Below are 22,250 nucleotides of genomic sequence, written 5' to 3' on the forward strand. Positions count from 1 at the left end.
GGATACTCCGGCGGGGCCGCTTTATTTCTGGAGTTAACCACCATGTCTGAAGGCTGGAATATTGCCGTACTGGGCGCAACGGGCGCCGTAGGCGAAGCCCTGCTCGAAACTCTTGCTGAACGCCAGTTCCCGGTAGGAGAGATTTTTGCTCTGGCGCGCAACGACAGCGCGGGCGAACATCTGCGTTTTGGTGGCAAGTCGGTGATCGTCAAAGACGCCGCCGAATTTGACTGGACCCAGGCCCAGCTGGCTTTCTTCGCCGCCGGCGTCGAAGCCAGTGCAGCGTATGTCGAAGAAGCGACCAACGCCGGGTGTCTGGTTATCGATCTCAGCGGCCTGTTTGCGCTGGAGCCGGACGTACCGCTGGTGGTGCCGGACGTGAACCCATTCGTATTAGGCGATTACCGCAACCGCAACCTGATTGCGGTGCCTAATAGCCTGACCAGTCAGCTGTTGACGGCGCTCAAACCGCTGATCGATCAGGGCGGGTTGTCGCGCATTAGCGTCACTAACCTGCTCTCCGCCTCGGGGCAGGGGAAAAAAGCGGTGGATGCGCTGGCGGGTCAGAGCGCTAAGCTGCTGAACGGCATCCCTATCGATGAAGACGATTTCTTTGGTCGCCAGCTGGCGTTCAACATGCTGCCGCTGCTGCCGGATCGTGAAGGTAGCGTGCGCGAAGAGCGCCGGATCGTCGATGAAGCGCGCAAAATTCTTCAGGATGACGGGCTGATGATCTCCGCCAGCGTCGTTCAGTCGCCGGTCTTCTACGGCCATGCGCAGATGGTGAGCTTCGAAGCGATGCGCCCGCTGGCGGCGGAGGAGGCGCGCGACGCTTTTACCCGCGGCGAGGATATCGAACTTTCTGAAGAGGGCGAATTCCCGACTCAGGTTGGTGATGCCTCAGGCAATGCCCGCCTCTCCATCGGCTGCGTGCATAACGATTACGGTATGCCGGAGCAGATCCAGTTCTGGTCGGTAGCGGATAACGTGCGCTTCGGCGGCGCGCTGATGGCGGTGAAGATCGCCGAGAAGCTGATTGAGGAGTACCTGTACTGATGTCTGAGATGGAGCAACAGCCGATCTGTAAAATCGCGCTGGGCATCGAGTACGACGGCAGCAAATATTACGGCTGGCAGCGGCAAAACGAAGTGCGCAGCGTGCAGGAGAAGCTGGAAAAGGCGCTCTCGCAGGTGGCGAACGAACCGATTACCGTCTTTTGCGCCGGCCGCACCGACGCCGGCGTCCATGGCACCGGCCAGGTGGTGCATTTCGAAACCCGGGCGCAGCGGAAAGATGCCGCCTGGACGCTGGGGGTAAATGCGAATTTACCTGGTGACATCGCGGTGCGTTGGGTCAAACATGTACCGGCGGATTTTCACGCCCGGTTCAGCGCCACGGCGCGCCGCTATCGCTACGTCATCTATAATCATCGCCTGCGTCCGGCGGTGTTAAGTCATGGCGTGACGCATTTTCACCAGCCGCTCGACGCCGAGCGTATGCAGCGCGCCGCGCAGTGTCTGCTGGGAGAGAATGACTTTACCTCGTTTCGCGCGGTACAGTGCCAGTCGCGTACCCCGTGGCGCAACGTGATGCATATTAACGTTACCCGCTACGGCGCGTATGTGGTGGTGGATATCAAAGCGAATGCCTTTGTACATCATATGGTCAGGAATATTGTAGGCAGCCTGATGGAGGTCGGGGCCGGAAACCAGCCGGAGAGCTGGATGGCAGAACTGCTGGCAGCAAAAGACAGGACGCTCGCTGCGGCAACGGCAAAAGCGGAAGGGTTGTATCTGGTGTCGGTGGATTACCCGGCCCACTATGATTTACCGGTGCTGCCAATGGGCCCGCTGTTTCTGGCGGACTAATAGGGTCATTAAGGGTAAAGACAAACATGGACTTGATTCACTTTTTAATTGATTTCATCCTGCATATTGATGTGCACCTTGCCGAACTGGTTGCCCAGTATGGCGTCTGGGTTTATGCCATTCTGTTTTTGATTCTGTTCTGCGAAACCGGGCTGGTGGTGACGCCATTCCTGCCGGGCGATTCCCTGCTGTTCGTCGCGGGCGCGCTCTCGGCCTTGCCAACCAACGATCTCAATGTCCACCTGATGGTACTGCTGATGGTCATCGCGGCCATCGTCGGCGATGCGGTCAACTACACCATTGGCCGGCTGTTCGGTGAAAAGCTGTTCAGCAATCCGAACTCAAAGATATTCCGTCGCAGCTATCTGGATAAAACCCACAGCTTTTACGAACGTCACGGCGGGAAAACCATTATCCTGGCGCGCTTTGTGCCGATAGTCCGAACCTTCGCGCCGTTTGTGGCGGGAATGGGGCATATGTCCTATCGTCATTTTGCAGCCTATAACGTGGTTGGGGCGCTGCTGTGGGTGCTGCTGTTCACCTATGCCGGCTATCTGTTTGGCGATTTGCCGGTGGTGCAGGAGAACCTGAAGCTGCTGATCGTGGCGATCATCGTGCTTTCCGTCCTGCCGGGCGTGATTGAGATTATTCGCCACAAGCGGGCGGCGGCGAAGCAGGCGAAGTAGTTTAGCCTGTGTTGCGCGTGGCGGTGCAGAGCGTCACGCGCAGCGGTTTGACCACTTTTTTATCCCATGTTCCGGGATGATATGATTTAATGTGCAACATTCATGGTCTGTAAGAGGCAAAAATGGCATTATGCGCCCCTTACGACAAAACTGGCATCGACCAGGTTCAGGCAGAAAGGTTATCAATGAGCTGGATTGAACGAATTAAAAGCAACATCACTCCCACCCGCAAGGCGAGCATTCCTGAGGGTGTATGGACCAAGTGCGACAGCTGCGGTCAGGTACTCTACCGCGCCGAGCTGGAGCGCAACCTGGAGGTTTGTCCTAAGTGCGATCACCATATGCGCATGTCGGCGCGTAATCGCCTGCATAGCCTGTTGGATGAAGGTTCTCTGGTAGAACTGGGTAGCGAACTTGAGCCAAAAGATGTGCTGAAGTTCCGTGATTCAAAAAAATACAAAGACCGCCTGGCGTCTGCTCAGAAAGAGACGGGCGAGAAAGACGCGCTGGTGGTGATGAAAGGTACTCTCTACGCGATGCCGGTGGTTGCCGCCGCCTTTGAATTCTCCTTTATGGGGGGATCGATGGGTTCCGTCGTCGGCGCACGCTTTGTACGCGCGGTGGAGCAGGCGCTGGAAGATAACTGCCCGCTGATCTGCTTCTCCGCCTCCGGTGGCGCCCGTATGCAGGAAGCGCTGATGTCGCTGATGCAGATGGCGAAAACCTCCGCGGCGCTGGCGAAAATGCAGGAGCGCGGACTGCCGTACATCTCCGTGCTGACCGACCCGACCATGGGCGGCGTATCGGCGAGCTTTGCGATGCTGGGCGATCTGAACATTGCCGAGCCGAAAGCGCTGATCGGCTTTGCCGGTCCTCGCGTTATCGAGCAGACCGTACGCGAGAAGCTGCCGCCGGGATTCCAGCGCAGTGAGTTCCTGATTGAAAAAGGGGCGATCGATATGATCGTTCGCCGTCCGGAAATGCGTCTCAAGCTGGCCAGCATTCTGGCGAAGCTGATGAACCTGCCGGCGCCGGTTGCCGTTTCGGAAGCGCCTCATGAAGGCGTGGTGGTGCCGCCGGCACCGGATCAGGAACCTGAGGCCTGATAAAGCAGAGGGCAGGGCCTGGCGGCGCTGCCCTTTTTTATTCATACGCGTTAACCGTCAATTCTTACGGGCATCATGGAAAAAGATCCTATTCCTCAGGCCACGTCGCCCCTGGCTACGTGGCTTTCTTATCTGGAACATCTGCACAGTAAAACCATCGACCTTGGGCTGGCGCGCGTCAGCGAGGTCGCCGGGCAGATGGATATCGTTAAACCGGCGCCGTTCGTTTTTACCGTCGCGGGCACCAATGGCAAAGGCACCACCTGCCGCACGCTGGAAACCATCCTGATGGCGGCCGGTTATAAAGTGGGGGTCTACAGCTCTCCGCATCTGGTGCGCTACACCGAACGCGTGCGCATTCAGGGGGCTGAACTGCCGGAGGCGGCGCATACGGCTTCGTTTGCTGAAATCGAAGCGGCGCGGGGTGACATCTCGCTGACCTATTTTGAATACGGCACGCTCTCGGCGCTGTGGCTGTTTAAGCAGGCGCAGCTGGATGTAGTGATCCTTGAGGTCGGGCTCGGCGGGCGTCTCGACGCCACCAACATCGTTGATGCCGACGTCGCGGTGGTCACCAGCATCGCCCTCGATCATACCGACTGGCTGGGGCCGGATCGCGAAAGTATCGGCCGGGAAAAAGCGGGCATCTTTCGCGCCGGTAAACCGGCGGTGGTGGGGGAGCCGGATATGCCGCTCACCATCGCGGAAGTGGCTAGCGAGAAGGGCGCGCTGCTCCAGCGCCGCGGCGTCGACTGGCGCTATGAGGTGGAGGGCGAAACGTGGTCCTTCCGCGATACGGCAGGGGCGTTAAGCCACCTGCCTCTGCCTCAGGTGCCGTTGCCGAATGCGGCGACGGCCGTGGCGGCGCTGCGCGCCAGCGGACTTGCCGTGGATGACGCTATCCTGCGCGCAGGGATCCGCGATGCGATGCTCCCGGGACGCTTTCAGATAATCAGCGATGCCCCGCGAGTGATCCTCGATGTGGCGCACAACCCGCACGCGGCGGCCTATCTCGCCGGGCGTCTCAAAACGTTAGCGAAAACGGGACGCGTGCTGGCGGTTATTGGTATGCTGCATGATAAGGACATCGCCGGCACGTTGGCCAATCTGGCCCCGGAAGTCGATGCCTGGTACTGCGCGCCGCTGGAAGGCCCGCGCGGCGCGACGGCAGAGCAGCTGGTGGAACATTTGCGCTGCGGTACAGTCTATAGCAGCGTGGCGCAGGCGTGGCGTGCGGCCATGGCTGACGCTAAAGTGGAAGATACCGTGCTGGTGTGTGGTTCGTTTCACACCGTAGCGCAGGTTATGGAAGAGATAGACGCGGGGAGAATCGGTGGCGAGTAAGTTTCAGAACCGTTTAGTCGGGACAATCGTGCTGGTGGCGCTGGGGGTGATTATCCTGCCAGGGCTGCTGGACGGGCAGAAAAAGCATTACCAGGATGAGTTTGCCGCGATCCCGCTGGTACCGAAACCGGGCGATCGCGATGAACCGGATATGTTGCCGGCGGCAACCCAGGCGTTGCCTTCGCAACCGCCGGAAGGGGCGGCGGAAGAGGTGCGGGCGGGCGATGCCGCCGCGCCATCGTTAAATCCATCGCGTATTCCGGTGAACAGCAACAGCTTCGATGACGTTCAGGAGCCGGTGGCCGCGAAACCGCAGCCCAAGCCGCAGCCGAAACCGCAGCCGCAACAGCAAGCCGCGACGCCAACGCCGCCGCCGGCTAAGCCACAGCAGCAACAGTCACCGCAGCAGCAGGCGGCCCTGCCGGCGCCGACCGGCAAAGCCTATGTGGTTCAGCTGGGCGCGTTGAAGAACGCCGATAAGGTGAATGAGATTGTCGGTAAACTGCGGGCGTCGGGCTTCAAAGTCTATACGTCGCCTTCGACGCCGGTACAGGGTAAAATTACCCGTATCCTCGTCGGGCCGGATGCGTCAAAAGACAAGCTCAAGGGCCAGCTGGGCGATCTGCAACAGATCTCCGGGCTCAGCGGGGTAGTGATGGGCTTCACCCCGAACTGATTGTTTTTTCCGCGATGCGGAAAGAACACGGCGGGGCTAAACGCCCCGTAAACCCTGTCTCAGCCGCCCTGAAGAGGCGAAAGACAGTCTGGCGTTGAATGTTTTTTCAGCGCCATTTTTATTTCTGTAGGGCAAGGAAATCCCTACGCAAACGTTTTCTTTTTCTGTTAGAATGCGCCCCGAACTGGACGACAGGGCGTAAAATCGTGGGACGTATATGGTCTGGATTGATTACGCCATTATGGCGGTGCTGGGTCTTTCTTGCCTGGTCAGCCTGATCCGCGGCTTCGTTCGCGAAGCTTTATCGTTAGTCACGTGGGGTTGCGCGTTTTATGTCGCCAGCCACTACTACGCTGATCTGTCTGTCTGGTTTACGGGCTTTGAGGATGAACGGGTTCGAAATGGGATTGCTATTGCGGCGCTGTTTATCGTGACGCTCATCGTTGGCGCTATCGTGAACTATGTGATAGGCCAGCTGGTGGAGAAGACCGGTTTGTCAGGTACCGACAGGGTATTGGGGATCTGCTTCGGCGCGCTACGTGGGGTGCTGATCATCGCCGCTATTCTGTTCTTCCTTGACACCTTTACCGGGATGGCGAAGAGCGATGACTGGCATCAGTCGCAGTTTATTCCCTATTTTACCCCCGTCATCAGATGGTTTTTTGAATACCTGCAAAGCTCGTCAAGTTTCTTGCCTAAAGTATAGACTTTAGGTCGTTGCTGAACGAGGAAAAGACGTATGTGCGGTATTGTCGGTATCGCCGGTGTTATGCCGGTTAACCAGTCGATTTATGATGCGCTAACGGTGCTCCAGCACCGTGGACAGGATGCCGCTGGCATCATCACCATTGATGCCAACAACTGCTTCCGGTTGCGTAAGGCTAACGGGCTGGTAAGCGACGTATTCGAAGCCCGCCATATGCAGCGTATGCAGGGCAATATGGGGATTGGCCACGTGCGTTACCCCACGGCGGGCAGCTCCAGCGCCTCCGAAGCGCAGCCGTTTTACGTCAACTCGCCGTATGGCATCACGTTGGCGCATAACGGCAACCTGACCAACGCCCATGAGCTGCGTAAAAAGCTGTTTGAAGAAAAACGCCGCCACATCAATACCACCTCAGATTCCGAAATCCTCCTCAATATTTTCGCCAGTGAGCTGGATAACTTCCGTCACTACCCACTGGAAGCGGACAACATCTTTGCCGCGATTGCGGCGACCAACCGCTTGATCCGCGGCGCGTACGCGTGCGTGGCGATGATCATCGGTCATGGCATGGTGGCCTTCCGCGACCCGAACGGCATTCGTCCGCTGGTGCTGGGCAAACGTGACGTAGGCGATGGCCGCACCGAGTATATGGTGGCCTCGGAAAGCGTGGCGCTTGACACCCTTGGCTTTGAATTCCTGCGCGATGTGGCGCCGGGCGAAGCGGTTTATATTACCGAGAAGGGCCAGCTGTTTACCCGTCAGTGCGCCGATAACCCGGTCAGCAACCCGTGCCTGTTCGAGTACGTCTATTTTGCCCGTCCGGACTCGTTTATCGACAAAATTTCCGTCTACAGCGCCCGCGTTAATATGGGGACCAAGCTGGGCGAGAAGATTGCCCGCGAGTGGGAAGATCTGGATATTGACGTCGTTATCCCGATCCCGGAGACCTCCTGCGATATCGCGCTGGAGATCGCCCGCATCCTCGACAAGCCTTATCGACAGGGCTTCGTGAAGAACCGCTACGTCGGCCGCACATTTATCATGCCGGGCCAGCAGCTGCGTCGTAAGTCTGTGCGCCGCAAGCTCAACGCCAACCGTGCGGAGTTCCGCGATAAGAACGTGCTGCTGGTGGACGATTCCATCGTTCGCGGCACCACCTCGGAGCAGATCATCGAGATGGCGCGCGAAGCAGGGGCGAAAAAAGTGTATCTGGCCTCAGCCGCGCCGGAAATTCGTTTCCCGAACGTGTACGGTATCGATATGCCGACCGCCAACGAACTTATCGCTCATGGCCGCGAAGTGGATGAGATCCGCCAGATCATTGGCGCCGATGGCCTGATTTTCCAGGATCTCAACGATCTGATCGAGGCGGTGCGCGCGGAAAATCCGGATATTCAGCAGTTTGAATGTTCTGTGTTCAACGGCGTGTACGTCACCCGGGATGTCGACCAGCAGTACCTCGACTACCTCGATTCCCTGCGTAACGATGATGCCAAAGCGGTTCAGCTGCAGAACGAAGTCGAAAACCTCGAGATGCACAACGAGGGGTAAGCCGTTCACGCGTCGCGGGCCCGCCGTTCCTGATGGACGGCGGGCCTTTTTTTCGCCCGGCAACGGTGCGTCAATGGTTGCGCCAACGGCTATAATCCGGCAAAGTCTGCGGCACGACGCGCAAGGGGTAACAGAACGTGAAACGACTGATTATTGGCATTTCCGGCGCCAGCGGCGCCATCTATGGCGTGCGGATGCTGCAGGTGCTGCGGGATGTGCCGGATATTGAAACCCATCTGATCCTCAGTCAGGCGGCGCGCCAGACGCTGGCGATGGAGACCGACTTTACCGTGCGTGAAGTGCAGGCGCTGGCTGATGTGGTGCATGATGCCCGCGACATCGCCGCCAGTATCTCCTCCGGCTCGTTTAAAACCGCCGGGATGGTGATTTTACCCTGCTCAATGAAAACGCTCTCGGGTATTGTCCATAGCTACACGGATGGTCTGCTGACGCGGGCGGCGGATGTGGTGCTGAAGGAGCGTCGTCCGCTGGTGCTCTGCGTGCGGGAGACTCCGTTCCATCTTGGCCATCTGCGACTGCTGGTGCAGGCTGCGGAGCTGGGGGCGGTGATTATGCCGCCGGTGCCGGCCTTCTACCATCGGCCGCAAAGCCTGGATGATGTTATCAACCAGACCGTCAACCGGGTACTCGATCAGTTCGACATTAGCCTGGAACAAGACTTATTTACGCGCTGGCAAGGGTCACAGGATTGCACCAAATAGGTGCGTGAAATGTACGCTTGCGCTGCGCTGGTGCAAATTTGTCGTCCCGATCAAATCCTCGACATTTATTTCGTCTTTTTGCGCTCAGGCGCTGCGGTTTCGCCAGTAATGCTGGTATCTTCCCTTTTAAGACAATCCTGCAACTTTATTTTAACAAATTTAACCCTGTTCCCGGCACGCACCGGGAAGATGGCACAAAAACTGCAGGATTGATCGGCAATCACCATAACAAGCAACGCACCACATCACGACACTTAAGGGTACTGTATGAAGAAGACGATTCTGGCTCTCTCTTTACTCGTGGGAATGAGCAGCACGGCCAGTGTGTTTGCTGCTCTGCCGCAGAGCATTCGCATTGGCACTGACGCGACCTATGCGCCCTTTTCGTCGAAAGACGCGAAAGGGGACTTTGTTGGCTTTGATATCGATTTAGGCAATGAACTGTGCTCCCGTATTAAGGTGAAATGTACCTGGGTCGGCAGTGATTTTGACTCCCTGATCCCCTCCCTCAAGGCGAAGAAAATTGACGCCATCATCTCCTCGCTCTCCATCACCGAGAAGCGCCAGCAAGAGATCGCCTTCTCTGACAAGCTCTATGCCGCCGACTCCCGGCTGATCGCGGCCAAAGGCTCGCCGATCCAGCCGACGCTGGAGGCGCTGAAAGGTAAGCACGTCGGCGTGCTGCAGGGCTCCACGCAGGAAGCCTATGCTAACGATCGCTGGCGCAGCCAGGGCGTTGACGTGGTGGCATATCAGAACCAGGACCTGATCTATTCCGACCTCTCCGCTGGTCGTCTGGATGCGGCGCTGCAGGATGAAGTCGCCGCCAGCGAAGGCTTCCTGAAGCAGCCTGCCGGGAAAGATTTCGCCTTTGCCGGCCCGTCCGTTAAAGACAAAAAGTACTTTGGCGACGGCACCGGTATCGGCCTGCGTAAGGACGACGCCGAGCTGAAAGCCGCGTTTGATAAAGCGCTGGGCGAGATGCGCAAAGACGGCACTTACGACAAAATGGCGAAGAAATACTTCGATTTTAACGTCTACGGCGACTAAGACTGCCGCAGGCCCGCGCTATCGGGTGGGCCTGCCGCCATGCTCGTGTAAAAGCCCTGAAAAGGTGCATCGCCAGACGCTGTGGATCATTTTAGTGCAAAGGCAGGCGCTTTTGTGGCTAAAAAATGCATAGTTAAGCGTTTGTGATGCAAAAAAATGGCCTTTCTGGTGCATAAATCTTTGCCCTCAAGGGGCGAATAATGGCACGATAACTGGTGTTAATAGTTCTAATAAACCCGTTAGAATGACAGTCTGTCGAGGATAGTTATGAAAAAACTGGCGTTGTCTCTCTCTTTAGCGCTGGCCCTTTCCAGCGTTTCCACGGTCTTTGCCGCTATTCCGCAAAAAATTCGTATCGGTACCGATCCGACTTATGCTCCCTTCGAATCGAAGAATGCGCAGGGGGAATTGGTGGGTTTTGATATCGATCTGGCAAAAGAGCTGTGTAAGCGTATTAATACCCAATGTACCTTTGTGGAAAACCCGCTGGATGCGCTGATCCCCTCTTTAAAAGCGAAGAAAATCGACGCGATTATGTCTTCGCTGTCGATTACCGAAAAGCGTCAGCAGGAAATCGCTTTCACCGACAAACTGTATGCGGCTGATTCGCGTCTGGTGGTGAAAAAGGGCAGCCCGGTAACGCCGGATCTTGCCACCCTCAAGGGTAAGCGCGTGGGCGTGCTGCAGGGTACGACGCAGGAAACTTACGGTAATGAGCACTGGGCGCCGAAAGGTATCGAAATTGTCTCCTATCAGGGGCAGGACAATATCTATTCCGACCTGACCGCCGGCCGGATCGACGCCGCTTTCCAGGATGAGGTCGCGGCCAGCGAAGGGTTCCTGAAACAGCCTATTGGTAAAGATTACCAGTTTGGTGGCCCGTCAATCAAAGACGAGAAACTGTTTGGTGTTGGCACCGGTATGGGGCTGCGTAAGGAAGACAACGAACTGCGTGAAGCGCTGAATAAGGCGTTTGCAGAGATGCGTAAGGACGGCACCTACGACAAGCTGGCGAAAAAATATTTCGATTTTAACGTATACGGCGAATAATTCTCACGCCTCGCCATTGCGTGCGTTTCGCGCGCAATGGTGAATGACAGACAGGGTAGGCAGCATGCTGTATGGGTTTTCACAGGTTATTTTGCAGGGTGCGCTCGTCACCCTGGAGCTTGCGCTCAGCTCGGTCGTTCTCGCCGTCCTGATAGGGCTGGCGGGCGCTGGCGCAAAGTTATCGAGCAATCGTCCACTGGCGCTGGTGTTTGAAGGCTATACCACTCTGATCCGCGGCGTGCCCGATCTGGTGCTGATGCTGCTGATTTTCTACGGCCTGCAGATTGCGCTAAACAGCGTTACCGACGCGCTGGGCATGGCCCAGTTTGATATCGATCCGATGATCGCCGGGATTATTACCCTTGGCTTTATCTATGGCGCCTATTTTACGGAAACCTTCCGCGGCGCCTACTTGGCGGTGCCGAAGGGGCATATCGAAGCGGCTACCGCCTTTGGCTTTAGCGGCGGGCAGACGTTCCGGCGTATTCTCTTCCCGGCGATGATGCGCTACGCGCTGCCGGGGATAGGCAACAACTGGCAGGTTATCCTCAAGGCGACGGCGCTGGTCTCGTTGCTGGGGCTGGAGGATGTGGTCAAAGCCACGCAGCTGGCCGGGAAAAGCACCTGGCAGCCGTTCTACTTCGCCATCGTCTGCGGCCTGATTTATCTGGTGTTTACCACCGTTTCTAATGGCGTACTGCTGCTGCTCGAACGCCGCTATACCGTTGGCGTGAAGAGGGCTGACCTGTGATTGAAATTATTCAGGAGTACTGGAAATCACTACTGTGGACCGACGGCTATCGCTTTACCGGCGTGGCGATTACCTTATGGTTGCTGATCTCTTCAGTGGTAATGGGGGGCATCCTGGCGTTGTTTCTGGCCATCGGCCGCGTCTCGAGCAATAAGTTTATCCAGTTCCCCATCTGGCTGTTCACTTACATATTTCGCGGCACGCCGCTGTATGTGCAACTGCTGGTTTTTTACTCCGGCATGTATACCCTGGAAATCGTCAAAGGCACGGAGCTGTTGAACGCTTTTTTCCGCAGCGGGCTAAACTGCACGGTACTGGCGTTAACCCTGAATACTTGCGCCTATACCACTGAAATTTTCGCCGGCGCGATCCGCTCAGTACCCGCCGGAGAAATTGAAGCAGCGCGGGCCTACGGCTTCTCGTCAGTCAAACTGTATCGCTGCATTATTCTGCCTTCCGCGCTGCGGATTGCACTGCCGGCCTACAGTAACGAAGTGATCCTCATGCTGCACTCTACCGCGCTGGCGTTTACCGCTACGGTACCGGATCTGCTGAAAATCGCCCGCGATATCAACTCGGCCACCTATCAGCCGTTCACCGCGTTTGGCATCGCCGCGGTGCTTTATTTAATTATCTCGTATGTGCTGATTAGCTTGTTCCGTAAAGCGGAAAAGCGCTGGTTGCAGCATATCAAACCTTCTTCGACGCATTGAGAACGCCATGTCCGACAATAAATTAAACGTTATCGATCTGCATAAACGCTATGGGGAACACGAGGTGCTGAAGGGCGTCTCGCTGCAGGCGAAAGCCGGGGACGTTATCAGCATCATCGGTTCATCGGGTTCCGGAAAAAGTACCTTTTTGCGCTGTATTAACTTCCTTGAAAAACCGAGCGAAGGCACGATCGTCGTCAGCGGCCAAAATATTGGTCTGGTACGGGATAAAGACGGCCAGCTGAAGGTGGCCGACAAGAACCAGTTGCGCCTGCTGCGCACCCGGTTGACCATGGTGTTTCAGCATTTCAATCTGTGGAGCCATATGACGGTGCTGGAGAACGTCATGGAGGCGCCGATTCAGGTGCTGGGCTTAAGCAAACAGGAAGCGCGCGAACGGGCGGTGAAATACCTGGCCAAGGTCGGGATAGACGAACGTCAGCAGGCGAAGTATCCGGTGCATCTTTCCGGTGGCCAGCAGCAGCGTGTCTCTATTGCCCGCGCGCTGGCGATGGAACCGGAAGTGCTGCTGTTTGATGAGCCGACCTCCGCGCTGGATCCGGAACTGGTGGGCGAAGTGTTACGCATTATGCAGCAGCTGGCGGAAGAGGGAAAAACCATGGTGGTGGTGACCCATGAAATGGGCTTTGCCCGCCACGTCTCTTCACATGTCATTTTTCTGCATCAGGGTAAAATTGAAGAAGAAGGGCATCCGGATGCGCTGTTTGGCGCGCCGAAAAGCCCGCGCCTGCAGCAGTTTCTGAAAGGTTCGCTGAAATAATCGGCTCATCCGGCGTCTGCGGACGCCGGATGAGCTTCCCGCTCCAGCCGATAGATCCAGTCATCGTAATCGACGCCGTTCAGATGATAGGCTTTCTCCAGCACCTGGGTGCGCACAAAGCCTTGCTTCTCCAGCAGGCGCGATGAGCCACGGTTTTCACCCAGCACCCAGGCATTGATGGCCTGCACCCCCAGGGTGGTGAAACCATACTCGCAGACCGCCCGCAGCGCTTCGCTGGCATAGCCTTTTCCCTGAGCCTGAGGCAGCAGCGCGTAGCCGACGTCAGCTTCGTGCGGATTTTTCGGACTGATGCGGAGCCCAATATCGCCCAGCGCCTCGCCGAATTTATCGCGCAATACAAACACCCCGGGATCGGCACAGCGACTGACGAAGACGCTGCGCAGCGCCCCATCGCTTAACACCTCCCCCATAAAACGCATCACCTGCGGATCCTGGCGCAGGCGCAGAAAAAAGGGCCAGTCATCGGTAACAAAGCGGGTAAGCGAAAGGCGTGGTGTGGTGATGGTCGTCATAAAGCAGTCAATACGCAGAAAGAAAAGCCTACCTTAGCACTTTGCTTCGCCAGGTAACACCGGCGAACCGGCCGGCTGGCGGTGAATTCAGGCGATTAAGGGAGCTGGTTGTCCTGAATATGGCGATGCTGCAGCGCCAGGGTGAGGCCATCCAGGCGTGGAGCATGAGCCAGCAGAATGGAATCAGAGGAGCCAATGCTCCCCTGTGTCAGCCATTAACTCAGCACATCCTTTAGCGCTTCGTCCAGATCGTACCAGCGGAAGGCAAAGCCGGCGGCCTCCAGACGCTTTGGCAGCGCGCGCTGGCCGCCGAGCACCAGGACGGCGGATTCCCCCATCAACAGGCGGATAGCGGCGGCGGGAACGCGGAAAATCGCCGGTCGATGGAGCGCATGACCCAGCGCATGGGCGAACTGCTCGTTATGCACCGGGTAGGGAGAAACCATATTGAACGGACCGCGCAGATCGTTATCCAGCAGCCACAGAATGCCGTTAACCATATCGTCGATATGGATCCAGGCCAGGTACTGTCTGCCGTTGCCGATAGGCCCGCCGAGGCCGAGCTTAAAGGCGGGTGTCATTTTGCCGAGAATACCGCCCCGCGGAGCCAGTACCACGCCGGTGCGCAGCAGGCAGACGCGGGTGCGCTCGCTTTGCGCTTCGCAGGCAATTTGCTCCCAGCGGGCGCACAGCTTATGGGTAAACTCATTGTGCGGTGGCTCTTCTTCGGTCACCACCACCTCGCCGAGGTCGCCATAGTAGCCGATGGCAGACCCGCTGATCAGCACGGAGGGAGGGGGGTCGCTGGCGTGGATCAGGCCCACCAGCCGCTGCGTGAGATCCCAGCGGCTATGGCACAAGCGTTGTTTCTGCTCGGCCGTCCAGCGTTTATCAGCGATGGGTTCACCCGCCAGATTGATGACGGCATCAATATCATTGAGGTGGTGATGGCCCTCGAAATCGCGCCACAGGGTGACGCGCGGATCGAGACGGGCGCGGGCGGTATCCGGATGTCGCGTGGAGACCGTGACGCTATGCCCGAGCTCCAGCAATCTGGGTATCAGATGTCGGCCAATCAGGCCGGTACCACCAGTAAGCAGGATCTTCATACCACCTCCCTGACATGGTTAGCGACGCCAGCTCATGGTCATGGACACCGAGTCGGCATAGCGCAGCGCATGAAGTTTATCAATCTCCACTTCAGCATATGTGACCCAGTGATGTTCGCATGCGATATTCAGCACATCCTGAGTTAATTTTTCCAGCAGCGAAAAACGGCCATTCTCAAGATGGCTGATTATACGCTTGGTAATGGTGCGGTAGTTCAGCGCATCATTGATGTCCTCGCTGTCGCGCGCTTTATCGGCAGGGTAGTGAATGGCTACATTCACTACCACGTCCTGGCGGTTGGCGATCTCTTCCTCTTTAATACCAATAAAAGTCCGCAGGCGCAGGTTCTTAATACGAATAATGGCGTCTGGTTGAGACATTGCAGGCTTCCTCCGTGGTGTAAGTCCTGCAATCATACAACAAAGCGCGACGGGCGAGCAGGGGGTTAATAAAGCTGAATTTTTAACATCGCTTCCGCCGTTGCCGGCCGCTGCTTAATGCGCTCATACCAGTTGTGCACCGCCGGATAGTTCGCCAGATCGATACGCTGTCGGACATGGCAGTTCACCCAGGGCCAGGCGGCGATGTCGGCGATACTGTAGTGGTCGCCGCCAAGCCACGGGCTGCATCCCAGACGCTGATTTAGCACCCCATACAGTCGTTGGGTTTCCACCTGAAAACGTTCAATAGCGTAGGGCACGGTTTGCGGCGCGGAGTGGGAAAAATGTTGATTTTGCCCCAGCATCGGCCCCAGCCCGCCGACCTGCCAGAACAGCCACTGCAGCGTGACGTAGCGTTCCCGCAGCTCGCCACTCAGCAGCTTACCGCTTTTTTCCGCCAGATAGAGCAGGATGGCGCCTGACTCGAAAACGCTCAACGGCGCCCCGCCGTCAGCAGGCATGTGGTCGACGATAGCCGGAACTTTATTATTCGGCGAAATCGCCAGAAACTGCGGATGAAATTGTTCCCCTTTGCCGATATCGACCCGAATTAGCCGATAGGCTAGCTCCGCCTCTTCGAGGAACAGGGTGATTTTGTGGCCGTTTGGGGTGGGTGCATAGTAAAGATCGATCATAATATTTCCCGCCGTCGTGGGTCGCAAACTGTTCGAGTATAGGTGAAGCTGCGCCACCCGGGAGAAATTCCGCAAGCGACCCGGCAGCCAGGCGACGAGTCGTCCGCGTTCGAGCAGTGACATCGCCTGTAAGACAGGCTATGTTGGCTTATTGTCCTGTCTACCACCCTTGAGGAAGCTATGAGCCAGCCTGTCATTACCCTGTGGTCCGATGCCGATTTTTTCTCACCGTACGTGATGTCTGTCTATGTCGCTCTGCAGGAAAAAAGCCTGCCTTTTACCCTTAAAACCGTCGACCTGAACCGCGGCGAACATCTGCAGGCGGGCTGGACAGGCTATGCCGCCACCCGTCGCGTACCGCTGCTGGAGGTTGATGATTTCGCGCTAAGTGAGTCTTCGGCGATTACCGAGTATCTGGATGAGCGTTTTGCGCCGCCGGAGTGGGAGCGCATCTACCCGCATGATCTGCAAAAACGAGCCCGCGCCCGGCAGATCCAGGCCTGGCTGCGCAGCGATCTGATGCCAATTCGTGAAGAGCGATCCACCGCCGTGGTGTTTGACGGGGCGAAAATGCCGGACCTCAGCGAGGCCGGCAGGCAATCTGCGGAAAAGCTGTTTGCCACCGCCACCACGCTACTGGCCCACGGCGGGCAAAATTTATTTGGCGAATGGTCTATTGCCGACGCAGACCTGGCGCTGATGCTCAATCGCCTGGTTCTCAATGGCGATAAGGTACCGGAGGCGCTGGCTGATTATGCGTCTTTCCAGTGGCAGCGGGCCTCAATCCAGCGTTACGTGGCGCTTTCCGCCAAACGCTGAGGCTGATAACCCGCCGCGCTTCCGCTATCATAGAGGCATCGTAACCAGTGGAGATGGAACCTATGAAGCTGATGTTTGCCTCCGATATTCATGGTTCGCTGCCCGCCACGGAACGCGTGCTTGAACGGTTCGCGCAAAGCGGCGCCAGGTGGCTGATCATACTCGGCGATGTGCTCAATCACGGTCCGCGCAACGCGCTGCCTGAGGGGTATGCGCCGGGTGAGGTGGCGGAGCGGTTGAACAGCGTGGCGGAACGCATTGTTGCTGTTCGCGGCAACTGCGACAGCGAAGTGGATCAGATGCTGCTTCGTTTTCCAATGACCGCGCCCTGGCAGCAGGTGCTTAGCGAACGCTATCGCCTGTTTCTGACCCACGGGCATCTCTATAGTCCGGATAATCTGCCGCCGCTGGCCGCTGGCGATGTCCTGGCATATGGCCATACTCATATACCGGTCGCGGAAAAACGCGGCGCAATTTACCTCTTTAATCCCGGCTCAGTGAGTATCCCGAAAGGGGGATATTCCGCCAGCTATGGGCTGCTGGATCAGGGGCGGCTGCAGGTTTTAGCACTCAATGATAATCAGGTTATTGCAGAGGTTGCAATTTACCCGTAATTTAGCCCTCAATCATAAAGACGCGCCGCGAGAGCGCATTTAAAGTAAGGTTTCCTGATGGCGGAACAGAATCATTTGGCAAGCACAGAATGGGTCGATATTGTTAATGAAAACAATGAGGTGATAGCACAGTCCAGCCGCGAGCAAATGCGCGCGCAGTGCCTGCGCCACCGGGCGACCTATATCGTCGTTCATGACGGAATGGGGAAAATTCTGGTGCAGCGACGCACCGAGACAAAAGACTTTCATCCGGGCATGCTGGATGCCACCGCTGGCGGCGTCGTGCAGGCTGATGAGCAGCTGCTGGAATCGGCCCGTCGCGAGGCGGAAGAGGAGTTAGGCATCGCCGGGGTGCCGTTTGCCGATCACGGCCAGTTTTATTACGAAGACAAATTCTGCCGCGTCTGGGGAAGTCTGTTTAGCTGCGTCTCCCACGGGCCGTTCGCCCTGCAGGAAGAAGAGGTCAGCGAGGTGTGCTGGTTAACGCCGGAAGAGATCACCGCCCGCTGCGATGAGTTCACGCCGGACTCCCTGAAAGCGCTGGCGCTGTGGATGACCCGCAACGCCGGTAATGAGTATGATGATGCGGAAGAGAGCGAGCGCGAATAAAGATCGCAAACGCGCGACAGCAATCGTCGCTCGCCTCCTGACGACAAAAAGGCAGCCATTCGGCTGCCTTTTGCTTTGACCACAGCGGCAGATTACTTCTGCTGCTGAGCCGATTGGATCGCGGTCAGTGCGATGGTATAGACGATATCGTCTACCAGCGCGCCACGGGACAGGTCGTTGACCGGCTTGCGCATACCCTGCAGCATCGGCCCGATGGAGATCAGGTCGGCAGAGCGCTGTACCGCTTTGTACGTGGTGTTACCGGTGTTCAGATCCGGGAAGATGAACACGGTCGCGCGGCCAGCTACCGGTGAGTTCGGCGCTTTGGACTTCGCTACGTCAGCCATCACCGCGGCGTCATACTGCAGCGGGCCGTCGATCATCAGGTCAGGACGTTTTTCCTGCGCCAGACGGGTCGCTTCGCGGACTTTCTCGACATCGCTACCCGCGCCGGAGGTACCGGTGGAGTAGGAGAGCATCGCCACGCGCGGTTCGATGCCGAAGGCAATCGCGGATTCAGCGGACTGAATAGCGATTTCCGCCAGCTGCTCGGCGGTCGGGTCCGGGTTGATCGCGCAGTCGCCGTAAACGTAAACCTGTTCCGGCAGCAGCATGAAGAACACGGAGGAGACCAGCGAGCTGCCCGGCGCGGTTTTGATCAGCTGCAGCGGCGGACGAATGGTGTTGGCAGTGGTGTGAACCGCGCCGGATACCAGACCGTCGACTTCGTCCTGTTCCAGCATCAGGGTGCCGAGAACCACGTTGTCTTCCAGCTGCTCACGCGCGACCGCTTCGGTCATGCCTTTGTTCTTACGCAGTTCGACCAGGCGACCCACATAGCTTTCGCGAACCACTTCCGGATCGACGATTTCAATGCCGGCGCCAAGCTCAACGCCCTGGGCCGCGGCTACGCGGTTGATCTCATCCGGGTTACCCAGCAGGACGCAGGTGGCGATCCCGCGTTCGGCGCAAATCGCCGCCGCTTTCACGGTACGCGGTTCGTCGCCTTCCGGCAGAACGACACGTTTGCCGGCTTTGCGCGCCAGCTCGGTCAGCTGGTAGCGGAAGGCTGGCGGAGAGAGACGGCGGCTGCGCTCGGAGGTCGCGGTCAGCGATTCGATCCAGTCGGCGTTGATGTAGTTGGCCACGTATTCCTGAACTTTCTCGATACGCTCGTGATCGTCAACCGGTACTTCGAGGTTAAAGCTCTGCAGGCTCAGGGAGGTCTGCCAGGTGTTGGTGTTGACCATAAATACCGGCAGGCCGGTCGCGAAAGCGCGTTCACACAGCTTGCTGATGCGCGCGTCCATTTCATAGCCGCCGGTCAGCAGAATGGCGCCGATTTCCACGCCGTTCATTGCCGCCAGGCAGGCCGCAACCAGCACGTCAGGACGGTCTGCGGAGGTAACCAGCAGAGAACCAGGGCGGAAGTGTTCCAGCATGTGCGGGATGCTGCGCGCGCAGAAAGTCACGGATTTCACGCGGCGGGTATTGATATCGCCTTCGTTGATGATGGTCGCATTCAGATGGTGAGCCATGTCGATCGCGCGGGTCGCGATCAGATCGAAGCTCCATGGCACTGCGCCCAGCACCGGCAGCGTGCTGCCTTTCTGCAGCTGAGCCGGGTCAATCTTCACGATTTTTGCTTTCGACGAGTCGTCGAAAATTTCCGACAGGTCAGGACGGGTACGGCCCTGATCGTCGACAGGGGCATTCAGTTTGTTGACGATAACGCCGGTGATGCTGGTATTTTTGGCGCCGCCAAAGCTGTTACGGGTCAGTTCGATACGCTCGTTCAGCTGTTCTGGCGTGTCGGTGCCCTGAGACATCACGAAGACGATTTCAGCGTTCAACGTTTTGGCGATTTCAAAGTTCAGCGCCTGGGCGAACTGATGCTTACGGGTCGGTACCAGGCCTTCCACCAGCACCACTTCCGCGTCCTGAGTATTCGCGTGGTAGTTGGCAATGATCTCTTCCATCAGCACATCTTTCTGATTGCTGGAGAGCAGAGACTCAACATGGCTCATCTTCAGCGGTTCAGCGGCGGTGGTGGTGGAGGAGCTGGCGCGAACGATGGTGGTGGTCTGGTCTGGGGCATCGCCACCGGAACGCGGCTGGGCGATAGGTTTAAAGACGCTCAGACGAACGCCTTTGCGTTCCATAGCGCGGATCACACCGAGGCTGACGCTGGTCAGACCTACGCTGGTACCGGTAGGAATTAACATGATAGTACGGGACACGGTATATCCTCTTTCGTTACCGCCAGTATCAGGCGGGATACAAAACAGCACCGCCAGCTATCCGTCATCTTTCAAGTTGCACGTGCGTTGGCTCTACTTGCTCACCCCGGTGGCGTACGCGCTGTACGCGGCCGGGGTTTTGCTGTGTCGCCGCCTTCCTGCTGCTCGAATTATTGCGGGTCAGGGCTGGCGATGTGGAATTATGCGGTCAGACGGCTGGCGTCTTGCGCGATGACCAGCTCTTCGTTGGTCGGGATAACCACGGCAGGACGGGTGCCTTCTTTGTTGATGAAGCCAGACTTGCCGAAGCGGGCAGCAAGGTTACGCTCATGGTCAACTTCAAAGCCCAGTACGCCCAGTTTGCCCAGCGACAGCTCACGCACCATCGCGGCGTTTTCACCGATACCACCGGTGAAAATAACGGCGTCAAGACGGCCGTCCATCAGCGCGGTGTAGGAACCGATGTATTTCGCCAGGCGGTGGCAGTAAACGTCCATTGCGCGTTTAGCGTCGGCTTTTTCCTGATAGTTGTCTTCCACGTAGCGGCAGTCGCTGGTGACTTCGGTCAGACCCAGCAGGCCGGACTCTTTGGTCAGCATTTTGTTGATCGCGTCAACGCTCATGCCCAGGGTGTCGTGCAGATGGAAGATGATGGCCGGATCGATGTCACCGGAGCGGGTACCCATCACCAGGCCTTCCAGCGGGGTCAGACCCATGGAGGTGTCAACGCATTTACCGTTACGGATAGCGGAAACAGAACCACCGTTGCCGAGGTGGCAGGTGATGATGTTGAGCTCTTCCACCGGCTTGTTGAGGATCTTAGCGGCTTCCTGAGTCACGTAGAAGTGGCTGGTGCCGTGCGCGCCGTAACGACGAACGCCGTGCTCTTTGTACAGGCTGTACGGCAGGGCGTAGAGATAGGATTCTTCCGGCATGGTCTGATGGAACGCCGTATCGAATACAGCCACGTTTTTGTCTTTCAGGTGCGGGAAGGATTTCAGCGCTTCAGCGATGCCGATCAGGTGTGCCGGGTTGTGCAGCGGTGCGAAAGACGCGGCGTCTTTAATACCCTGAATTACGGACTCGTCGATCACCACGGAGCTGGTGTATTTTTCACCGCCGTGTACGATACGGTGGCCGATTGCAGTCAGCTGAGCAGACAGTTCTGGTTTTTGTGCCAGAATAGTGTTAACGATAAAGTTCAGCGCTTCACTGTGCGCGGCGCCCGCGCCTAACTCGGCTTCTTGTTTGCTGCCGTCCATTTTCCATTTGATACGGGCTTCCGGCAGGTGGAAGCATTCCGCTAAACCGGACAGATATTCGTCGCCGTTCACGGCGTCAAGGATAGCAAATTTCAGAGAGGAGCTACCGCAGTTCAGAACCAGTACTAACTTACTCGACATGGAAGTACCTTTTTATGATACGTGGCTAAAAAAACGTCAGTGTGTCATTAGCGTAGCGCAGGATGACCTCGACATTTATGATTAACATCATGCCTTGTTCTGTTTTCGGGCACGATGAGAGAAGTACATTTGATTTTATGCCATTTTGCATAATTTTCAGCCAATGGCAGAATATGCGATAATTTGACTAGCCTGGCAAAGAGTCTAACCGCCCTTTCAGGCGGGCACAGGATACCTGATTGCGGCATCCTTTGCCAAAATCTTTTGAACGATGTCATGCATAGTTGGTGTTTTGCGCGAATTTTTTAAGTTTTATATGTAAAGTTGAGGAAAAGCCATGTCGACCCCTGAGAAACGCCCCGTTAGCTTCTTTAGCTTGTTCAACCGCGGGCAGCATTACGCAAAGACCTGGCCTCTCGACAAGCGCCTCGCGCCGGTGTTTATTGAAAACCGCATTATTCGTGCCACCCGCTATGCCATCCGCATCATGCCGCCAATCGCCATTTTTACCCTCTGCTGGCAGATAGCTCTTGGCGGCCAGCTGGGCCCCGCCGTCGCTACCGCGCTGTTTGCGCTGAGCCTGCCGATGCAGGGACTCTGGTGGTTGGGTAAGCGTTCGGTGACGCCGCTGCCGCCCTCCATTCTTAACTGGTTCTATGAAGTGCGCGGTAAACTGCAGGAGGCGGGGCAGGCGCTGGCACCGGTCGAAGGCAAGCCCGATTATCAGGCGCTGGCTGACACGCTTAAGCGCGCCTTCAAACAACTGGATAAAACTTTCCTTGATGATTTGTAATTCACTACGGAAAACGCATATAAAAGAAGGCGCATGATTTATGCGCCTTC

26 protein-coding genes are annotated in these 22,250 nt (G+C 57.1%); 19 read left to right on the top strand and 7 right to left on the bottom strand.

Annotated elements, in window-relative coordinates; genetic code table 11:
- Positions 1-42: 42 nt before the first annotated feature.
- The 9 genes from KB890_RS21835 (at position 43) to KB890_RS21875 (ending at position 8,659) form a co-directional block, all read left to right on the top strand.
- The gene (locus tag KB890_RS21835; protein WP_002913227.1) at positions 43-1,056 is read left to right on the top strand and encodes an aspartate-semialdehyde dehydrogenase; all 1,014 of its coding nucleotides are present in this window, start codon (positions 43-45) and stop codon (positions 1,054-1,056) included.
- A complete protein-coding gene (gene truA / locus KB890_RS21840) occupies positions 1,056-1,868 on the top strand; it encodes a tRNA pseudouridine(38-40) synthase TruA (RefSeq protein ID WP_002913226.1) in 813 nt (270 codons plus the stop codon). The genes KB890_RS21835 and truA overlap by 1 nt, the downstream gene beginning before the upstream one ends.
- 26 nt (positions 1,869-1,894) lie before the next feature.
- Positions 1,895-2,554 carry a DedA family protein gene (locus KB890_RS21845; protein WP_002913221.1) on the top strand — a complete coding sequence of 220 codons (660 nt, stop codon included), beginning with the start codon at positions 1,895-1,897 and terminating at the stop codon, positions 2,552-2,554.
- 185 nt (positions 2,555-2,739) lie between these two features.
- Positions 2,740-3,660, top strand: coding sequence for an acetyl-CoA carboxylase, carboxyltransferase subunit beta (accD, locus tag KB890_RS21850; RefSeq protein WP_002913220.1), 921 nt, complete (start codon positions 2,740-2,742; stop codon positions 3,658-3,660).
- 75 nt (positions 3,661-3,735) lie between these two features.
- The gene (gene folC, locus KB890_RS21855) at positions 3,736-5,004 is read left to right on the top strand and encodes a bifunctional tetrahydrofolate synthase/dihydrofolate synthase (protein ID WP_002913219.1); all 1,269 of its coding nucleotides are present in this window, start codon (positions 3,736-3,738) and stop codon (positions 5,002-5,004) included.
- Complete coding sequence (dedD, locus tag KB890_RS21860; protein ID WP_022631297.1) at positions 4,994-5,680, top strand: cell division protein DedD; 687 nt, start codon at positions 4,994-4,996, stop codon at positions 5,678-5,680. Before folC ends, dedD begins: the two co-directional genes overlap by 11 nt.
- 217 nt (positions 5,681-5,897) lie before the next feature.
- Positions 5,898-6,386 carry a colicin V production protein gene (gene cvpA, locus KB890_RS21865; protein ID WP_002913214.1) on the top strand — a complete coding sequence of 163 codons (489 nt, stop codon included), beginning with the start codon at positions 5,898-5,900 and terminating at the stop codon, positions 6,384-6,386.
- A gap of 33 nt (positions 6,387-6,419) precedes the next feature.
- Positions 6,420-7,937: an amidophosphoribosyltransferase gene (purF, locus tag KB890_RS21870; protein ID WP_004180758.1), complete on the top strand. Its 1,518-nt coding sequence runs from the start codon at positions 6,420-6,422 to the stop codon at positions 7,935-7,937.
- 137 nt (positions 7,938-8,074) lie between these two features.
- Complete coding sequence (locus tag KB890_RS21875; protein WP_004180755.1) at positions 8,075-8,659, top strand: UbiX family flavin prenyltransferase; 585 nt, start codon at positions 8,075-8,077, stop codon at positions 8,657-8,659.
- A 65-nt stretch (positions 8,660-8,724) separates the two neighbouring features.
- Here the strand turns inward: KB890_RS21875 and KB890_RS21880 are convergent, their stop codons facing one another.
- The gene (locus KB890_RS21880) at positions 8,725-8,886 is read right to left on the bottom strand and encodes a hypothetical protein (protein WP_004140952.1); all 162 of its coding nucleotides are present in this window, start codon (positions 8,884-8,886) and stop codon (positions 8,725-8,727) included.
- Between the two features lie 40 nt (positions 8,887-8,926).
- Between KB890_RS21880 and argT the strand changes: the two genes are divergently transcribed.
- The 5 genes from argT (at position 8,927) to hisP (ending at position 13,004) form a co-directional block, all read left to right on the top strand.
- On the top strand, positions 8,927-9,709 hold the full coding sequence (gene argT / locus KB890_RS21885; protein WP_004180753.1) for a lysine/arginine/ornithine ABC transporter substrate-binding protein ArgT: 783 nt from the start codon (positions 8,927-8,929) through the stop codon (positions 9,707-9,709).
- Positions 9,710-9,976: 267 nt separating this feature from the next.
- Positions 9,977-10,759, top strand: a complete 783-nt coding sequence (gene hisJ / locus KB890_RS21890) for a histidine ABC transporter substrate-binding protein HisJ (RefSeq protein ID WP_002913209.1) — start codon at positions 9,977-9,979, stop codon at positions 10,757-10,759.
- Between the two features lie 64 nt (positions 10,760-10,823).
- Positions 10,824-11,510, top strand: a complete 687-nt coding sequence (locus KB890_RS21895; RefSeq protein WP_002913208.1) for a histidine ABC transporter permease HisQ — start codon at positions 10,824-10,826, stop codon at positions 11,508-11,510.
- A complete protein-coding gene (hisM, locus tag KB890_RS21900; RefSeq protein WP_020324243.1) occupies positions 11,507-12,223 on the top strand; it encodes a histidine ABC transporter permease HisM in 717 nt (238 codons plus the stop codon). The genes KB890_RS21895 and hisM overlap by 4 nt, the downstream gene beginning before the upstream one ends.
- A gap of 7 nt (positions 12,224-12,230) precedes the next feature.
- The gene (gene hisP / locus KB890_RS21905) at positions 12,231-13,004 is read left to right on the top strand and encodes a histidine ABC transporter ATP-binding protein HisP (protein WP_002913206.1); all 774 of its coding nucleotides are present in this window, start codon (positions 12,231-12,233) and stop codon (positions 13,002-13,004) included.
- 5 nt (positions 13,005-13,009) lie between these two features.
- On the opposite strand, the gene KB890_RS21910 is transcribed toward hisP, so the two are convergent.
- A complete protein-coding gene (locus KB890_RS21910; RefSeq protein ID WP_004180750.1) occupies positions 13,010-13,537 on the bottom strand; it encodes a GNAT family N-acetyltransferase in 528 nt (175 codons plus the stop codon).
- Between the two features lie 119 nt (positions 13,538-13,656).
- Between KB890_RS21910 and KB890_RS21915 the strand changes: the two genes are divergently transcribed.
- Positions 13,657-13,773, top strand: a complete 117-nt coding sequence (locus KB890_RS21915; protein ID WP_004217247.1) for a hypothetical protein — start codon at positions 13,657-13,659, stop codon at positions 13,771-13,773.
- Here KB890_RS21915 and KB890_RS21920 read toward each other — a convergent pair.
- From KB890_RS21920 to yfcG, 3 genes are all read right to left on the bottom strand, one after another.
- Positions 13,753-14,646: a TIGR01777 family oxidoreductase gene (locus tag KB890_RS21920; RefSeq protein WP_004180748.1), complete on the bottom strand. Its 894-nt coding sequence runs from the start codon at positions 14,644-14,646 to the stop codon at positions 13,753-13,755. The genes KB890_RS21915 and KB890_RS21920 overlap by 21 nt on opposite strands.
- An 18-nt stretch (positions 14,647-14,664) precedes the next feature.
- On the bottom strand, positions 14,665-15,027 hold the full coding sequence (gene folX, locus KB890_RS21925) for a dihydroneopterin triphosphate 2'-epimerase (protein ID WP_002913200.1): 363 nt from the start codon (positions 15,025-15,027) through the stop codon (positions 14,665-14,667).
- Positions 15,028-15,092: 65 nt separating this feature from the next.
- Positions 15,093-15,722, bottom strand: coding sequence for a GSH-dependent disulfide bond oxidoreductase (gene yfcG / locus KB890_RS21930; RefSeq protein ID WP_004174988.1), 630 nt, complete (start codon positions 15,720-15,722; stop codon positions 15,093-15,095).
- Positions 15,723-15,902: 180 nt separating this feature from the next.
- On the opposite strand from yfcG, the gene yfcF reads away from it, so the two are divergent.
- The 3 genes from yfcF (at position 15,903) to yfcD (ending at position 17,764) form a co-directional block, all read left to right on the top strand.
- Entirely contained in the window at positions 15,903-16,541 is a 639-nt protein-coding gene (gene yfcF, locus KB890_RS21935; RefSeq protein WP_004180746.1) for a glutathione transferase, read from the top strand.
- A 62-nt stretch (positions 16,542-16,603) separates the two neighbouring features.
- Entirely contained in the window at positions 16,604-17,155 is a 552-nt protein-coding gene (gene yfcE, locus KB890_RS21940; RefSeq protein WP_004174991.1) for a phosphodiesterase, read from the top strand.
- Between the two features lie 57 nt (positions 17,156-17,212).
- Entirely contained in the window at positions 17,213-17,764 is a 552-nt protein-coding gene (gene yfcD / locus KB890_RS21945) for an NUDIX hydrolase YfcD (RefSeq protein ID WP_002913197.1), read from the top strand.
- Positions 17,765-17,856: 92 nt separating this feature from the next.
- On the opposite strand, the gene pta is transcribed toward yfcD, so the two are convergent.
- Complete coding sequence (gene pta, locus KB890_RS21950; protein ID WP_002913196.1) at positions 17,857-20,004, bottom strand: phosphate acetyltransferase; 2,148 nt, start codon at positions 20,002-20,004, stop codon at positions 17,857-17,859.
- Positions 20,005-20,204: 200 nt separating this feature from the next.
- On the bottom strand, positions 20,205-21,407 hold the full coding sequence (ackA, locus tag KB890_RS21955; protein WP_002913195.1) for an acetate kinase: 1,203 nt from the start codon (positions 21,405-21,407) through the stop codon (positions 20,205-20,207).
- Between the two features lie 337 nt (positions 21,408-21,744).
- On the opposite strand from ackA, the gene yfbV reads away from it, so the two are divergent.
- Positions 21,745-22,200 carry a terminus macrodomain insulation protein YfbV gene (gene yfbV, locus KB890_RS21960; protein ID WP_002913194.1) on the top strand — a complete coding sequence of 152 codons (456 nt, stop codon included), beginning with the start codon at positions 21,745-21,747 and terminating at the stop codon, positions 22,198-22,200.
- Positions 22,201-22,250: the final 50 nt, after the last annotated feature.

The sequence above is a fragment of the Klebsiella sp. P1954 genome (genome assembly GCF_018199955.1).
Classification (GTDB): domain Bacteria; phylum Pseudomonadota; class Gammaproteobacteria; order Enterobacterales; family Enterobacteriaceae; genus Klebsiella; species Klebsiella pneumoniae.

Excerpts from the sequence above, each read along its gene's own strand:
- hisP (WP_002913206.1), top strand. The coding sequence starts at position 12,231 with ATGTCCGACAATAAATTAAACGTTATCGATCTGCATAAACGCTATGGG.
- ackA (WP_002913195.1), bottom strand. The coding sequence starts at position 21,407 with ATGTCGAGTAAGTTAGTACTGGTTCTGAACTGCGGTAGCTCCTCTCTG.
- yfcD (WP_002913197.1), top strand. The coding sequence starts at position 17,213 with ATGGCGGAACAGAATCATTTGGCAAGCACAGAATGGGTCGATATTGTT.
- KB890_RS21895 (WP_002913208.1), top strand. The coding sequence starts at position 10,824 with ATGCTGTATGGGTTTTCACAGGTTATTTTGCAGGGTGCGCTCGTCACC.
- KB890_RS21845 (WP_002913221.1), top strand. The coding sequence starts at position 1,895 with ATGGACTTGATTCACTTTTTAATTGATTTCATCCTGCATATTGATGTG.
- argT (WP_004180753.1), top strand. The coding sequence starts at position 8,927 with ATGAAGAAGACGATTCTGGCTCTCTCTTTACTCGTGGGAATGAGCAGC.
- KB890_RS21835 (WP_002913227.1), top strand. The coding sequence starts at position 43 with ATGTCTGAAGGCTGGAATATTGCCGTACTGGGCGCAACGGGCGCCGTA.
- yfcG (WP_004174988.1), bottom strand. The coding sequence starts at position 15,722 with ATGATCGATCTTTACTATGCACCCACCCCAAACGGCCACAAAATCACC.
- cvpA (WP_002913214.1), top strand. The coding sequence starts at position 5,898 with ATGGTCTGGATTGATTACGCCATTATGGCGGTGCTGGGTCTTTCTTGC.
- KB890_RS21920 (WP_004180748.1), bottom strand. The coding sequence starts at position 14,646 with ATGAAGATCCTGCTTACTGGTGGTACCGGCCTGATTGGCCGACATCTG.
- yfbV (WP_002913194.1), top strand. The coding sequence starts at position 21,745 with ATGTCGACCCCTGAGAAACGCCCCGTTAGCTTCTTTAGCTTGTTCAAC.
- accD (WP_002913220.1), top strand. The coding sequence starts at position 2,740 with ATGAGCTGGATTGAACGAATTAAAAGCAACATCACTCCCACCCGCAAG.
- folC (WP_002913219.1), top strand. The coding sequence starts at position 3,736 with ATGGAAAAAGATCCTATTCCTCAGGCCACGTCGCCCCTGGCTACGTGG.
- purF (WP_004180758.1), top strand. The coding sequence starts at position 6,420 with ATGTGCGGTATTGTCGGTATCGCCGGTGTTATGCCGGTTAACCAGTCG.
- truA (WP_002913226.1), top strand. The coding sequence starts at position 1,056 with ATGTCTGAGATGGAGCAACAGCCGATCTGTAAAATCGCGCTGGGCATC.
- KB890_RS21880 (WP_004140952.1), bottom strand. The coding sequence starts at position 8,886 with ATGGTGATTGCCGATCAATCCTGCAGTTTTTGTGCCATCTTCCCGGTG.
- yfcE (WP_004174991.1), top strand. The coding sequence starts at position 16,604 with ATGAAGCTGATGTTTGCCTCCGATATTCATGGTTCGCTGCCCGCCACG.
- KB890_RS21910 (WP_004180750.1), bottom strand. The coding sequence starts at position 13,537 with ATGACGACCATCACCACACCACGCCTTTCGCTTACCCGCTTTGTTACC.
- yfcF (WP_004180746.1), top strand. The coding sequence starts at position 15,903 with ATGAGCCAGCCTGTCATTACCCTGTGGTCCGATGCCGATTTTTTCTCA.
- hisJ (WP_002913209.1), top strand. The coding sequence starts at position 9,977 with ATGAAAAAACTGGCGTTGTCTCTCTCTTTAGCGCTGGCCCTTTCCAGC.
- KB890_RS21915 (WP_004217247.1), top strand. The coding sequence starts at position 13,657 with ATGGCGATGCTGCAGCGCCAGGGTGAGGCCATCCAGGCGTGGAGCATG.
- folX (WP_002913200.1), bottom strand. The coding sequence starts at position 15,027 with ATGTCTCAACCAGACGCCATTATTCGTATTAAGAACCTGCGCCTGCGG.